The organism is Streptomyces composti (assembly GCF_012034205.1).
Classification (GTDB): Bacteria; Actinomycetota; Actinomycetes; order Streptomycetales; family Streptomycetaceae; genus Streptomyces; species Streptomyces composti.
Genome location: NZ_JAATEM010000017.1, coordinates 47,740 through 61,857, shown reverse-complemented (window position 1 = coordinate 61,857; position 14,118 = coordinate 47,740). Strand labels below are relative to the sequence as shown.

Below are 14,118 nucleotides of genomic sequence, written 5' to 3'. Positions count from 1 at the left end.
CCGAGGGCCAGGGGTCCTCCCGACGTCCCTCTGTGACCTCCGCCGGGCCGCTCGTGGGGTCCGCCGGCCCTCGGCGCCTTGGCGCGGACGGCCCCTCCGGGGGACAGGCGATCCGATACGAGACGGTGCCGTATCGGAATCCGTGAGACGCTGGCCGTATGAGTAATCCCGCCGCTCCCGCCCGCCGCGTCCCCGAGTCGGTGCACCGGCGCCGCTGGGTGATCCTCGGCGTGCTGATGCTGAGCCTGCTGATCGTGGTGCTGGACAACTCGATCCTGAACGTCGCCATCCGGACGATCTCCACCCCGGCCCCCACCGGCCTCGGCGCCACCCAGAGCGAACTCGAATGGGCGATCAACGCCTACACGCTCGTCTTCGCCGGCCTGCTGTTCACCGCCGGCCTGGTCGGCGACCGCCTCGGCCGCAAGAAGGTGCTGCTCGGCGGCCTCACCGTGTTCGGCCTCGGCTCGGCGCTCGCCGCCTTCTCCGCCTCGCCCGGGCAGCTGATCGGCTGGCGCGCGCTGATGGGCCTGGGCGCGGCCTTCGTGATGCCGGCCACCCTGGCCGTGCTGATGAACGTCTTCGAGCGCGACGAACAGCCCAAGGCCATCGGCGTCTGGGCGGGCGGCGTGGGGCTGGCCATCGCCATCGGACCGGTCACCGGCGGCCTGCTGCTCGACCACTTCTGGTGGGGCTCGGTCTTCCTGGTCAATGTGCCGATCGTGCTGCTGGCCCTCGCCCTGATGCTGTGGCTGGTGCCCGACTCGCGCGATCCCCGGCCCGGACGGCTGGATCCCGTCGGCGTCCTGCTCTCCGTGGTCGGCCTGGTCCTGCTGGTCTACGGGATCATCAAGGGCGGCCAGCTCGCCGACCTCACCGACCCCACCGTGCTGACCACGGCCGGCGCCGGGCTCGCGGTGCTGGCGGCCTTCGTGGTGTTCGAGGCGCGCAGCGACCATCCGTCCCTGGATGTGCGGTACTTCCGCAACAAGGTGTTCTCCGCGTCGATCGGCGCCGTCGCGCTGGTCTTCTTCGCGCTCATGGGCGTGATGTTCTTCGCGGTCTTCTACGCCCAGAGCGTGCGCGGCTACTCGCCGCTGGAGACCGGCCTGCTGATGCTGCCGATCGCCGTCGCGCAGATGTTCTTCGCACCGCGGGCCCGGCTCCTCGTCGACCGCTTCGGCAACCGCGCCACCACCACCGGCGGTCTGCTGCTGCTCGCCTCGATGCTCGCCGCCTTCACCCTCCTGGACCGCGACACCCCCATCTGGCTCCTCGAGGTCGTCTTCTTCCTCATGGGTGCCGGGATGGCGCATGTGATGACCCCGGTCAGCGTTCTGATCATGCAGGCGCTGCCCCGGGAGAAGGCGGGCCGGGCCTCCGCGCTCAGCAACACCTTCCGCCAGGTCGGCGGCGCCCTCGGCGTCGCCGTGCTCGGCTCGGTGCTCTCCGCGGCGTACCGCAACGGCGTCGAGGAGGAGCTGGCCGTGCTGCCGCCCGGCGTCCGCCACGCGGCCGGCGAGTCCATCGAGGCCACCCTGGCCGCCGCGGAGCGGCTCGGCGACCCGGGCCGGGCCCTGGCCGGGCCGGCGGCCGATGCGTTCGTGCACGCCATGCATGTCACGGCGCTGTGGGGCGCGGGCGTCGCCCTCGCCGGGGCCGTCGTCACCGCTCTGTTCCTGCCCCGGCGCGATCCCGCGCCGCCGGAGAACGGGGAGCGGGGACCGGAGTTGGTGAAGGCGGCAGACTGAAGCGCCCGACGCGGCCCAGGGAAGGGAACGAAGGACGTGAGCCCCGCCGAGACCGGCACCGGTACGTACGACAGCGCGCGCCCCGGTACGTACGACGGCGCGCGCACCGGCGGCAGCAACGGCGCCGGCGACGGCAGCAGGGCCGACGGCGCCCCGTACCCGGGTGCCGCCCCGCGCACCGCGGCCGAGGAGACGAACGGCACCCGCCAGGACGGCGGCCCCGCCCGCGGACGGCCCCGCAGCGAGGCGGTCGAACGCGCCATCATCGACGGCGTGATGAAGCTCCTGGAGGCGGGCGTGCCGCTCGCGGAGCTGTCGATCGAGCGGATCGCCCGCACCGCCGGCGTCGGCAAGGCCACCATCTACCGCCGCTGGAGCGGCAAGGAGGAACTCTTCGTCGACGTGGTCCGCGCCGCCGAGCCCCCGGACCCCGAACTCCCCGGCACCTGCCTGCGCGACGACCTCGTCGTGCTGCTCGAGTCCCTGCGCCGGCGCGGACTGGCCAGCAGAACCTCGGCGATCCTGCACAACGTGCACGCCCAGATGAAGAGCAGCCCGAAGATCTGGGCGGCCTACCAGGCCACCGCCATCGAACCACGCCGCCGCCTCGGGCTCGAGGTGCTGCGCCGGGGTCAGGAGAACGGCGAACTGCGCACCGACGTCGACCTGGAACTGCTCAACGACATAGTGGTCGGCCCCATCCTGCTGCGCACCGTGATGCGTCCCGACGCCGACCTCCCCGAGGACCTCGCCGCCGAGGTCGTCGACACCCTTCTGGAGGGCCTGCGCCCCGGCCGTTGAACCCGGCATGTGCGCATTTCGTCACAGACGGAACTCGTGCCCCGCCATGCCACGTCATCGCCCCCGTACGGCCGTCGAGAGACGGCAGGAAGGGCACCGATCATCCCCTAGGGTCTGTACGGACACGGGAGAGACGGTGCGCACGGCAAGTTGTGAGGCGACGGTATGGCGCAGCAGGCGTACATGACGCAGACGGACAACGGTGGCTCGGATCCCGAGCACCGGACATCCCGGCTTCAGCGCCTGATCGACGCCCTGACCAGAGGCTGGCGGGACGACCGCCGCATCTGGCGCCGGGGCCTGGTGCTGGCGGCCTTCGCCGTGGTGCTGGCCGTGGTGATGCTGGCTCACGCGCAGATCCCGAACCGGATCGGCAACCTGGGCAGCCTGGTGGAGACGTTCCTGCCCTGGCTGGGCGTGTTCATCCCGGTGCTGCTCCTGCTGGCCCTGCTGCGCAGGTCGGCCACGGCGCTGATCGCGACGCTGCTCCCGGCGGTGGTCTGGCTGAACCTCTTCGGCGGTCTGCTCACCGACAAGACCACCACCGGCGGCGAGCTGACGGTGGCCACGCACAACGTCAACGCGGAGAACCCCGACCCGGCGGGCACCGCGCGTGAGGTGGCCGCCTCCGGCGCCGATGTGCTCGCGCTCGAGGAGCTCAAGGCGTCCGCGGTCCCGGTCTACCGGGACGCGCTGCGGTCCACCTACCGCCACCACGCCGTGGTGGGCACGGTCGGCCTGTGGAGCAAGTACCCGCTCAGCGACGTCGAGGCGGTCGACATCCGGCTCGGCTGGAAGCGCGCCATGCGCGCCACGGTGAGCGCGCCCGGCGGCCAGGTCGCGGTGTACGTGGCGCATCTGCCGTCGGTGCGGGTGAAGCTGGAGGCCGGTTTCACGGCCCGTCAGCGCGACAAGAGCGCCGACGCCCTCGGCGAGGCGATCGCCGGCGAGCCGCTGCGCAACATCGTCCTGCTGGGCGACCTCAACGGGACCATGAACGACCGCTCCCTGAACGCGGTCACCTCCCAGATGCGCTCCACCCAGGGCGCGGTGGGCAGCGGCTTCGGCTTCAGCTGGCCGGCCGCGTTCCCGATGGCGCGGATCGACCAGATCATGGTCAAGGGCGCGGAGCCGACGAGCTCCTGGACGCTGCCCCAGACCCCGAGCGACCACCTGCCGATCGCGGCGCGTGTGAAGCTGACCACAGAAGATTCGTAAGAGGCGCGAGAAACCCCAGGTCAACGGCGCGGGGCCGGTGCTTTGCCGGCCCCGCGCCGCGCATGCCGGGAGCGAGTCCTGAGAGACTTTGTTCAGTCGCTGAACATAAAGCCGGACGCACGTCCGACGCTCCCGCCCCGAAAGGTCCGCTCCTTCATGCCCCTGGCCCTCCTCGCCCTCGCCGTAGGCGCCTTCGGCATCGGCACCACCGAGTTCGTCATGATGGGCCTGCTCCCCGACGTCGCCGCCGACCTGGGCACCTCCATCCCCGGTGCGGGGCACCTGGTCTCGGCGTACGCGCTCGGGGTGGTCGTGGGCGCCCCGCTGCTCGCCGCCGCGACCGCCCGCATGCCGCGCCGCCGGGTGCTGATCGGACTCATGGCCCTGTTCGTGGCGGGCAACGCGCTCTCCGCGCTCGCCCCCGACCACGGCTGGCTGCTGGCCGCCCGCTTCCTGAGCGGACTGCCGCACGGCGCGTTCTTCGGGGTCGGCGCCGTGGTGGCGGCCGACCTGGTGACCCCCGACCGCAAGGCCCGGTCCGTCTCCCTGATGTTCCTGGGACTCACGCTCGCCAACGTCGTGGGCGTCCCGCTCGCCACGCTCATGGGCCAGCACCTCGGCTGGCGCACCACCTTCCTCGCGGTCTGTGCGATCGGCCTCGCCGCGATCGCCTCGCTGGCCCTGCTGATCCCCGCCGCCGACAGCCCCACCGCCCCGCGCACGGGACTGCGCGGCGAGCTCACCGCCCTGCGCTCGCTGCCCGTCTGGCTGGCCCTCGGCACCACCGTCGCGGGCTTCGGCGCGCTCTTCGCCGCCTACAGCTACATCGCCCCGATGCTCACCGGGGCGGCCGGCTACGGCGAGAGCACCGTGACGCTGCTGCTCGCGCTCTTCGGCGTCGGCGCGACCGCGGGGAACCTGCTGGGCGGCCGCCTCGCCGACCGCTCCCTGCGGGCCACCCTGTTCGGCGGCCTGGCCTCCCTCACCGTGGTCCTGGCCCTCTTCCCGCTGCTGATGCGCACCCAGGCGACGGCGGCGGCCGCGGTGGTCCTGCTGGGCCTCGCCGCCTTCGTCACCGGCTCCCCGCTCCAGCTGATGGTCATGGAGAAGGCCGCCTCCGCCCCCTCCCTGGCCTCCTCCGCCAACCAGGCCGCCTTCAACCTGGCGAACGCCGGCGGCGCCTGGATCGGTGGCCTGGCCCTCGCCGCCGGACTCGGTGCGACCTCCCCGGCGCTCGCGGGCGCGGCCCTGGCGGCTCTGGGCATCGGCGTGGCCGCCCTGGCCCACGCGGTGGACCGCAGGGCGGCCCGGATCCCCGGGAGGGTCGTGGCCGGCCGCGTGCCGCAGGGGGCGGAGGCGCTGGAAGCCAGGTGAGGGCCGTTCGCGAGGGGCGCCCTGCCGGTGCCCCTCGCCTCACCGGCACCCGGCCGGCACCGGGCCGGCGTCAGTCCTGCCGGGCCAGCCACAGGTCCGGGCCGAACACCTCGTAGTGGATGTCGGCCGGTGCGACACCCTTGCCGAGCAGCTGCTCACGCACCGACCGCATGAAGGGCAGCGGGCCGCACAGGTAGGCGCGCGTGCCGGGGACGACCGGCACCTCCGCGAGATCGACGTAGCCGGTGTGCGTGTCGGCCGGGGCGTCCTGCTCGTACCAGAGGTGCACCGCACCGTCGGGCAGCTTGGCGGCGTAGGCCAGGTGGTCGTTGCGCAGCGCGTGGTCGGCGGGGGAGCGGTCGCCGTGCACCACGGTGACCGGGGCCTGGTGCCCGTTCTCGGCGAGGTGCGCCAGCATGGCGATCATCGGGGTCACGCCGATGCCGGCGGAGGCGAGCAGCAGCGGTGTGCCCGGGGCCGCGTCCAGCACCAGGTCGCCGTACGCCTCGGACAGCTCCAGCAGGTCACCCGCGTGCACCTGGGCGTGCAGGTGATGGGAGACCTCGCCGTCCGGCGCGCCGCCCCCGTGCACCCGCTTGACCGCGAACTGCCGTTCCCCGGGGCTGGGCGCGCCGGTCAGGCTGTACTGCCGTATCTGCCGGGCGCCGTCGGGGAGGGCGACCCGCACGGACACGTACTGACCGGGGCGGAAGTCGCGCACCGGGCCCCCGTCGGCCGGGCGGAGCCGGAAGGTCACCACGTCGGCGGTCTCCGGGACGCGCTCGACGACCCGCCAGGTGCGCCAGCCGTGCCCGCCGCGCTCCTCGTAGAGCCGCTTCTCCAGGGCGATCAGGGCGTTCCCCATCAGCCAGTAGACCTCGTCCCAGGCGGCCGCCACCTCGGGCGTGACGGCCTCGCCGAGCACCTCGGCGATGGCGGCGAACAGGTGCCGGTGGACGATCTCGTACTGGTCCGCGGTGACGCCGAGGGAGGCGTGCTTGTGGGCGATCCGCTGGAGCATCGCGTCCGGCCGCTGGTCGGGGTGGTCCAGCAGGTGGGACGCGAAGGCGGCGATGGATCCGGCGAGGGCCTGCCGCTGGGTGCCGGCGGCCTGGTTGCCGCGGTTGAACAGATCGCGCAGCAACTCGGGGTGGGCGGCGAACATCCCGGCGTAGAACCGCTCGGTGATCTTGTCGAGGGACGCACCGACGACGGGAAGCGTGGCACGCACGACGGCAGCGGACTGCTCGGACAGCATCAGGTCTCCTCCGACTGGGCATGGGCAGGCCCGGCGGGGCGCCGGACCGGCTCGGCTGCTTGCCCCCTCATTAAAACTTGCATCTGAGATTCCAATTAACGCGGGGGTGGAGTTCCGGCCACGTGCGCCCCTGACCTGCGGCGGATCCCGGCGGCTTCCGGAGCGGCGCATGGCGCAGCGCACCGAGCGGCCGGCGGAGCGGCGGGCGGAACGGGCGACCCCGGCTGTTACGGAGGTGGCCGTGAACGGGCAAGATGGGCGTCAGGGCGGTCGGCAACGCACATGAAACGCTGGTGTGGTGGGATGACCCCGAGCGCCCGACCGTCTCCCGTGGCCCGGGACGACAGGTGGCCTGACCGGCAAGGATGGGGAAGCGGAAGATGGACAAGCAGCAGGAGTTCGTGCTCCGGACCTTGGAGGAGCGCGACATCCGGTTCGTACGCCTGTGGTTCACGGACGTGCTGGGCTTCCTGAAGTCCGTGGCCGTGGCTCCGGCCGAGCTGGAGCAGGCGTTCGACGAGGGCATCGGCTTCGACGGCTCCGCCATCGAGGGATTCGCCCGGGTCTACGAGTCCGACATGATCGCCAAGCCGGACCCGTCCACCTTCCAGATCCTCCCCTGGCGCGCCGAGGCCCCCGGCACCGCCCGGATGTTCTGCGACATCCTGATGCCGGACGGCTCCCCGTCCTTCGCGGACCCGCGCTACGTCCTCAAGCGCGCCCTCGCCCGCGCCTCCGACCAGGGCTTCACCTTCTACACCCACCCCGAGATCGAGTTCTTCCTGCTGAAGGACAAGCCGGTCGACGGCAGCCGCCCGACCCCGGCCGACAACTCCGGCTACTTCGACCACACCCCGCAGAACGTCGGCATGGACTTCCGCCGCCAGGCGATCACCATGCTGGAGTCCATGGGCATCTCGGTGGAGTTCTCCCACCACGAGGGCGCCCCCGGCCAGCAGGAGATCGACCTGCGCTACGCCGACGCGCTGTCCACCGCGGACAACGTCATGACCTTCCGCCTGGTCATGAAGCAGGTGGCGCTCGAGCAGGGCGTCCAGGCGACCTTCATGCCGAAGCCCTTCTCCGAGCACCCCGGCTCCGGCATGCACACCCACCTGTCCCTCTTCGAGGGGGACCGGAACGCCTTCTACGAGTCCGGGGCCGAGTACCAGCTCTCCAAGGTCGGCCGCTCCTTCATCGCCGGCCTGCTGCGGCATGCGGCGGAGATCTCCGCGGTCACCAACCAGTGGGTCAACAGCTACAAGCGCATCTGGGGCGGCGCCGAGCGCACCGCCGGCGCGGGCGGCGAGGCCCCGTCCTACATCTGCTGGGGTCACAACAACCGCTCCGCCCTGGTCCGCGTCCCCATGTACAAGCCCGGCAAGACCGGCTCGGCCCGCGTCGAGGTCCGCTCCCTGGACTCCGGCGCCAACCCCTATCTGGCCTACGCCGTTCTCCTCGCCGCCGGGCTCAAGGGCATCGAGGAGGGCTACGAACTCCCGCCGGGTGCCGAGGACGACGTCTGGGCCCTCTCCGACGCGGAACGCCGCGCCCTCGGCATCGAGCCCCTGCCGCAGAACCTCGGCGAGGCCCTCACCCTGATGGAACGCAGCGACCTGGTCGCCGAGACCCTCGGCGAGCACGTCTTCGACTTCTTCCTCCGCAACAAGAAGCAGGAGTGGGAGGAGTACCGCTCCGAGGTGACGGCGTTCGAGCTGCGGAAGAACCTGCCGGTGCTGTAGTGGCGGGCGGGCCGGGGGAGGGCTCGCGTCGATCCGGTGCCGTGGGGCCGGCGGTCGTGGACCGTCGGCCCTACGGCCGTTTCGAGATGCTCAGCAGGAGCGGGCCGGTCGGGGACGTGGTGAGGTCGGTGATGGTGAGGGGGTCCAGGGAGGCGTAGAAGGCCTCCTGGGCCTGGCGGAGCGCACCGCGGAGACGGCAGGCGGGGCTGAGGGGGCAGGCGGCCGCGGTGGCGGAGCCCTCGCAGTCGACGACGTCGCCCTCGCCCTCGAAGGCGCGCACCAGCCTGCCCACGGACGCGGTGCGGCCCTTCTCGGTCAGGGCGAGTCCGCCGCCCCGGCCGCGGCGAGCCGTGAGCAGCCCCATGTGCTGGAGTTCGGCGACGACCTTCGCGGCGTGGGTGTAGGGCACGTCCATCGCCGCCGCGACATCACGGGTCGTGGGGTTCGGGTCGGGGGTCGCGGCGAGGCGCATCAGCAGGCGCAGGGCCAGGTCGGTGGAGCGCAGCAGCCGCATACCGGGAGCGTAGGTTAATGCTCATCCAGGGTTCAAATTTCTTGCCCCCTACGACGGGCCACACCTTCCCCATTACGATCAGCTCACCCGATCGTCCCACCCTCACCCCCGAAGGGCGCACCCATGGGCTCCGCCAAGAAGAGCAGCGCGGCACGCAAGGCACGCATAGAGGAGATGCGGCGCGCGGAGCAGGCCCGTGAGCGCCGTGCGCGGATCCTCACCATCGGAGCCGCCGTGGTGGTCGTCGGCGCGCTCGTGGCCGGCGGCGTGTTCCTGGTGCGCTCCCAGAAGGACGACTCGGACAGCGCCTCGAACGACAAGAGCGCGGGCAGGTTCGTCACCGGCAAGGACGGCGTGAAGAAGTGGGAGGGCACGCTCGCCCGCAACCACGTCACCAAGTCGGTCAGCTACCCGGTGACGCCCCCGGTCGGCGGCGACCACCACCCGGTCTGGATGAACTGCAACGGCGACGTCTACACCAAGGAGATCAACAACACCAACGCCGTCCACTCCCTCGAGCACGGCGCGGTGTGGGTGACCTACAACTCCGAGGCCGCCGAGGAGGACGTCGACGCCCTGGCCGCCAAGGTGAGGAAGACCCCGTACACCCTGATGAGCCCGGTCGACGGGCAGAAGGACCCGATCATGCTGTCCGCCTGGGGGCACCAGCGGACGGTGAAGGGTGCCGACGATCCGGCCGTCGACACGTTCTTCGCGCAGTTCGTGCAGGGGCAGCAGACACCCGAGCCGGGGGCCGCCTGCACCGGCGGCCTGGCCGAGTGAGGCAGGCGGCTCCATGAAGCACTTCGGGGTGATCGCGGGCGCCGCGGCGCTGGTGCTGGTCGGCGGCGGCGCACTCGGCTACGCGGCCGTCGCGGGGGACGAGGACGGCGGGAGCACGCCCTCGGCCGAGTCGGCGGACGCCGGGTTCGCCCGGGACATGGCCGTGCACCACCAGCAGGCGGTGGAGATGTCGTACATCGTCCGGGACCGGACGGAGAACGAGGAGGTGCGGCGGCTCGCCTACGACATCGCCCAGACACAGGCGAACCAGCGGGGCATGCTGCTCGGCTGGCTCGACCTGTGGGAGCTGCCGAAGGTGTCGGCGGACCCGCCGATGACGTGGATGGGCATGGGCGGCACGGCAGATGCCGGTGGGGACGCCGACGGGGCGCTGATGCCGGGGATGGCGACCGACGCCGAGATGAAGCGGCTGGGAGAGCTCAACGGCAAGCAGGCCGAGATCTTCTACCTGCAGCTGATGACCGACCATCACAAGGGCGGGGTGCACATGGCCCAGGGGTGCCTCAGCAAGTGCGCGGTCGGGGTGGAGAGGCGGCTGGCCCGGACGATGGTGGAGGGGCAGCAGTCGGAGATCGAGCTGATGGCCGGGATGCTGCGGGACCGGGGGGCTCGGGCGCGGTGAGAGGCCGGGCCGGGGCCCGGCGCGGGCGGCCCGGGTGCGGGTGAGGGCGCGGTGAGCGCGGCTCGGGGGTGCTCCGGCGGGCGCTCGCCGCGTATTGCGTCGCTTTGACGATTACACTGGGCGCGTGCCTCAACTTCGCCTCGCCCTGAATCAGATCGACACCCGCGTCGGTGACCTCACCGGCAACGCCGAAACGATTGTCCGCTGGACCCGGCGCTCCGCCGAGCAGGGAGCGCACCTCGTGGCGTTCCCCGAGATGGCGCTGACCGGATATCCGGTGGAGGACCTGGCCCTCCGGTCGTCCTTCGTGGAGGCCGCCCGCGCCGCCCTGCGCTCGCTCGCCGCGCGCCTCGCCGACGAGGGCTTCGGCGAGCTGCCGGTCGTCGTCGGCTACCTCGACCGCAGCGAGACCGCCCAGCCGAAGTACGGGCAGCCGGCGGGAGCGCCGCGGAACGCGGCAGCCGTGCTGTACGGCGGCGAGGTCGTCCTCAGCTTCGCCAAGCATCACCTGCCCAACTACGGCGTCTTCGACGAGTTCCGCTACTTCGTGCCCGGGGACACCATGCCGGTGGTGCGGGTGCGCGGTGTCGATGTCGCGCTCGCCATCTGCGAGGACCTGTGGCAGGACGGCGGCCGGGTGCCTGCGGCGCGCTCCGCCCGGGCCGGGCTGCTGCTGTCGGTCAACGCCTCGCCGTACGAGCGGGACAAGGACGACACGCGGCTCGAACTGGTCCGCAAGCGGGCCCAGGAGGCCGGCGTCACCACGGCCTACCTCGCCATGACGGGCGGGCAGGACGACCTCGTCTTCGACGGGGACTCCATCGTCGTGGACCCGAGGGGCGACGTGCTCGCCCGGGCGCCGCAGTTCGCCGAGGAGTGCCTGGTGGTGGACCTGGAGCTGCCGGCGGCGGCCGAGGACGCGCCCACCGGGGTGGTGGACGACGGGCTGCGGATCGAGCGGGTGGTGATCTCCGAGGAGCCGGTGCCGGCGTACGAGCCGGAGCGGACCGGTGGGTACGCACAGCGGCTCGACGACGACGAGGAGGTCTACTCCGCGCTGGTCGTGGGGCTGCGGGCGTATGTGGAGAAGAACGGGTTCCGGTCGGTGCTGATCGGGCTGTCGGGCGGTATCGACTCGTCGCTGGTGGCCGCGATCGCGTGTGACGCGGTGGGGCCCGAGAACGTCTACGGCGTGTCCATGCCGTCGAAGTACTCCTCCGAGCACTCCAAGGACGATGCGGCGGAGCTGGCGCGGCGGACCGGGCTGAACTTCCGGACCGTGTCGATCGAGCCGATGTTCGATGCGTACATGGGGGCGCTGGAGCTGACCGGGCTGGCGGAGGAGAACCTGCAGTCGCGGCTGCGGGGTGTGCTGCTGATGGCCATCTCCAACCAGGAGGGCCACATCGTGCTGGCGCCGGGCAACAAGTCCGAGCTGGCGGTGGGGTATTCGACGCTGTACGGGGACTCGGTGGGGGCGTACGGGCCCATCAAGGACGTGTACAAGACGCTGGTGTTCCGGCTGGCCGAGTGGCGCAACCGGGCGGCGGTGGAGCGGGGGGAGACGCCGCCGATCCCGGAGAACTCGATCTCCAAGCCGCCGAGTGCGGAGCTGCGGCCGGGGCAGGTCGACACGGACTCGCTGCCGGACTATCCGGTCCTGGACGCGATCCTCGAGCTGTACGTGGACAAGGACAAGGGGGCGGACGAGATCGTCGCGGCCGGGTTCGAGCCGGAGCTGGTGGCGAAGACGCTGCGGATGGTGGACCGGGCGGAGTACAAGCGGCGCCAGTACCCGCCGGGCACGAAGATCTCCCCGAAGGGCTTCGGCAAGGACCGCCGCCTGCCCATCACCAGCGGCTGGAGCGAACGGGTGCCTCCGGCGGTCTGACGGCGATCCGCGCGTGGGGGTTGCCGGCCGGCGCAGACCCGCGCCCGGCCGGCACCCGCCCCGGGCGCCCGGTCAGGGCGTGCGTGCCCGGCGTTCAGGCCGGTGTGCCGAACCACCGGGACAGGGACCCGCTGAGGGAGTCCTGCTCGTCGCCGGTCCAGACGACATGGCCGTCGGGGCGCAGAAGGACCGCGGGGACGCCGAGTTCGTCGGTCGGGCCGATCACGTGGTCCACACGATCCGCCCAGCCGTCCACGGAGAGCCGGCCCGTCCGGTCGAGGAGCAGTCCGCGCCCGGTGTGCATCAGGTCGTAGAGCCGCCGCTGCCCGAGGGCGAGGTCGCGCAGGCGCCGGCCGAGGAGCGGGTGACCGTCGCCGACGTCGTAGCGGACGTCGAGTGCGGTGATCTTCTCGACGAGGCGCCGGTTCACCTCGTGGATGTCCAGGAGTCCGGCGAAGAGGCGGCGCACCGCCCGGGGCCCCGGCTCGGTGGAGACCAGGAGGGACATGGCGCGGGTGGTGTCCAGGACGGCGGCGGCCACCGGGTGGCGTTCGGACTCGTAGGTGTCCAGGAGCCCGGGCGGGGCCCAGCCCTCTGCCTCCGCCGCCAGCTTCCAGCCGAGGTTGAACGCGTCCTGGATGCCGAGGTTGAGGCCCTGCCCGCCGAGCGGCGGGTGGACGTGGGCGGCGTCGCCCGCGAGGAGGACCCGGCCGCAACGGTAGCGCTCGGCCTGCCGGGTGGCGTCGCCGAAGCGGGACAGCCAGCGCGGGGAGTGGACGCCGAAGTCGGTGCCGGCGGTGGCCCGCAGCTGGGTTCTGAAGTCCTCGAGGGTGGGGGTGAGGCCGCGGTCCTCGACGACGTCGGCGGCGGGGACGACGACGCGGTAGACGCCGTCGCCGAGGGGCGCGAGCCCGAAGCGCTTCTGGGTCTTGCGGACCTCCGCGACCGTGGCGGTCACCGTCTCCTGCGGTGCGTCGACCCGCATCTCGCCGAGCAGCGTGTCGCTGGTGCTGGGCTCGCCCGGGAAGGCCACGCCGAGCAGCTTGCGCACGGTGCTGCGGCCGCCGTCGCAGCCGACCAGGTAGCGGGCGCGCAGCCGGGTGCCGTCGGCCAGCTCGGCGGTGACGCCCTCGGCGTCCTGGCTCAGACCGGTCAGCTCGCAGCCGCGCCGGATGTCCGCGCCGGCCTCGGCGGCGTGCTCCTCCAGCAGGCGGTCGGTGACGGTCTGCGGGATGCCGAGGACATAGCCGTGGGCGGTGTCCAGGTCGTCCGGCCAGGGCGCCTCGATGCCGGCGAAGAAGCCGCCCACCCGGTACTGCTTGCCGTGGGCCAGAAACCGGTCGAGCAGACCGCGCTGGGCCATGATCTCGATGCTGCGGACGTGCAGACCGAGGGCGCGGACGACCGGGGTGCGCTCGGCGGCCTTGTCCAGGACCACCACGTCGACGCCGTGCAGGCGCAGTTCGGCGGCGAGCATCAGGCCGGTGGGGCCGGCTCCGGTGATGAGGACGTCGGTCACGGCATTCCCCCATGCTGGGCGCGAAACGGCGCAGAGTGGCACAGAGTGGAGCAGGTGTGGGATCACGGGCGGAGATTCTGCGCGACAGAGGGGGCCTTGCCGCAAGGCCCCCTCTGCGCTATACGTTGAGAGTGGCGAGGAGTGGTCTCCTCGCCTTTGCCGTGTCGTCAGGCGTTGCGTGCCGCCAGGGCCGCCAGGAGCTTGTGCAGCGGCTCCGTGGCGCGGCGGCGGTACTCCTGGACCGCCCAGCCGTTGCCGTCCGGGTCCTTGAAGTGCATGAACGTCGCGCCGTCGTCCGGGGCGTACTGGACCGGCTCGGAGACGTCCAGGCCGCGCGCGGTCAGCTCCGCGTGGGCGGCCCCGATGTCGGCGACGCAGAGCTGCAGGCCCTGGTAGGAGCCGGGGGCCGGGGCGGGGCCCGGGGTCATCTCCCAGATCTGGTCGCCGAGCGCGATCGAGCAGCCGGAGCCGGGCGGGGTCAGCTGGACGATGCGCATGCCCGGCATGACCTCCTGGTCGATGTCCACGTGAAAGCCGACCTTGTCCCGGTAGAAGTCCCTGGCCCGGTCGATGTCGCTGACGGGCAGCGGGATCACTTCGAGGGTCATGTCCATGTGCGCGACT

The 14,118-nt window shown here is 72.2% G+C and carries 12 protein-coding genes; 8 read left to right on the top strand and 4 right to left on the bottom strand.

From position 1 onward, the window contains the following. Positions 1-158: 158 nt before the first annotated feature. The 4 genes from HCJ93_RS15630 (at position 159) to HCJ93_RS15615 (ending at position 5,144) form a co-directional block, all read left to right on the top strand. Complete coding sequence (locus HCJ93_RS15630) at positions 159-1,751, top strand: MFS transporter (protein WP_167996318.1); 1,593 nt, start codon at positions 159-161, stop codon at positions 1,749-1,751. A 36-nt stretch (positions 1,752-1,787) separates the two neighbouring features. Next, positions 1,788-2,552, top strand: a complete 765-nt coding sequence (locus HCJ93_RS15625; RefSeq protein WP_309141413.1) for a TetR/AcrR family transcriptional regulator — start codon at positions 1,788-1,790, stop codon at positions 2,550-2,552. Positions 2,553-2,717: 165 nt separating this feature from the next. Further along, on the top strand, positions 2,718-3,770 hold the full coding sequence (locus tag HCJ93_RS15620; protein WP_167996317.1) for an endonuclease/exonuclease/phosphatase family protein: 1,053 nt from the start codon (positions 2,718-2,720) through the stop codon (positions 3,768-3,770). A 156-nt stretch (positions 3,771-3,926) separates the two neighbouring features. Further along, positions 3,927-5,144 (top strand): MFS transporter, encoded by a 1,218-nt coding sequence (locus HCJ93_RS15615; protein ID WP_167996316.1) that lies wholly within the window; start codon positions 3,927-3,929, stop codon positions 5,142-5,144. 70 nt (positions 5,145-5,214) lie between these two features. Here HCJ93_RS15615 and HCJ93_RS15610 read toward each other — a convergent pair whose 3' ends face one another. Further along, positions 5,215-6,402, bottom strand: coding sequence for a globin domain-containing protein (locus HCJ93_RS15610; protein WP_167996315.1), 1,188 nt, complete (start codon positions 6,400-6,402; stop codon positions 5,215-5,217). 380 nt (positions 6,403-6,782) lie between these two features. Between HCJ93_RS15610 and glnA2 the strand changes: the two genes are divergently transcribed. After that, positions 6,783-8,144 (top strand): gamma-glutamylpolyamine synthetase GlnA2, encoded by a 1,362-nt coding sequence (gene glnA2, locus HCJ93_RS15605; protein WP_167996314.1) that lies wholly within the window; start codon positions 6,783-6,785, stop codon positions 8,142-8,144. A gap of 70 nt (positions 8,145-8,214) precedes the next feature. Here glnA2 and HCJ93_RS15600 read toward each other — a convergent pair whose 3' ends face one another. Next, complete coding sequence (locus HCJ93_RS15600) at positions 8,215-8,658, bottom strand: RrF2 family transcriptional regulator (protein ID WP_167996313.1); 444 nt, start codon at positions 8,656-8,658, stop codon at positions 8,215-8,217. Positions 8,659-8,781: 123 nt separating this feature from the next. On the opposite strand from HCJ93_RS15600, the gene HCJ93_RS15595 reads away from it, so the two are divergent. The 3 genes from HCJ93_RS15595 to HCJ93_RS15585 all read left to right on the top strand — a co-directional run bounded on the left by HCJ93_RS15595 (position 8,782) and on the right by HCJ93_RS15585 (position 11,975). Beyond that, on the top strand, positions 8,782-9,441 hold the full coding sequence (locus tag HCJ93_RS15595) for a thioredoxin-like domain-containing protein (RefSeq protein ID WP_167996312.1): 660 nt from the start codon (positions 8,782-8,784) through the stop codon (positions 9,439-9,441). A gap of 13 nt (positions 9,442-9,454) precedes the next feature. Then, positions 9,455-10,084, top strand: coding sequence for a DUF305 domain-containing protein (locus tag HCJ93_RS15590; protein ID WP_167996311.1), 630 nt, complete (start codon positions 9,455-9,457; stop codon positions 10,082-10,084). A 124-nt stretch (positions 10,085-10,208) separates the two neighbouring features. Further along, a complete protein-coding gene (locus HCJ93_RS15585; RefSeq protein ID WP_167996310.1) occupies positions 10,209-11,975 on the top strand; it encodes an NAD+ synthase in 1,767 nt (588 codons plus the stop codon). A gap of 94 nt (positions 11,976-12,069) precedes the next feature. Here the strand turns inward: HCJ93_RS15585 and rox are convergent, their stop codons facing one another. After that, the gene (rox, locus tag HCJ93_RS15580) at positions 12,070-13,494 is read right to left on the bottom strand and encodes a rifampin monooxygenase (RefSeq protein WP_167996309.1); all 1,425 of its coding nucleotides are present in this window, start codon (positions 13,492-13,494) and stop codon (positions 12,070-12,072) included. Between the two features lie 167 nt (positions 13,495-13,661). Next, positions 13,662-14,108, bottom strand: a complete 447-nt coding sequence (locus HCJ93_RS15575; RefSeq protein ID WP_167996308.1) for a VOC family protein — start codon at positions 14,106-14,108, stop codon at positions 13,662-13,664. Between the last annotated feature and the right edge of the window lie 10 nt (positions 14,109-14,118).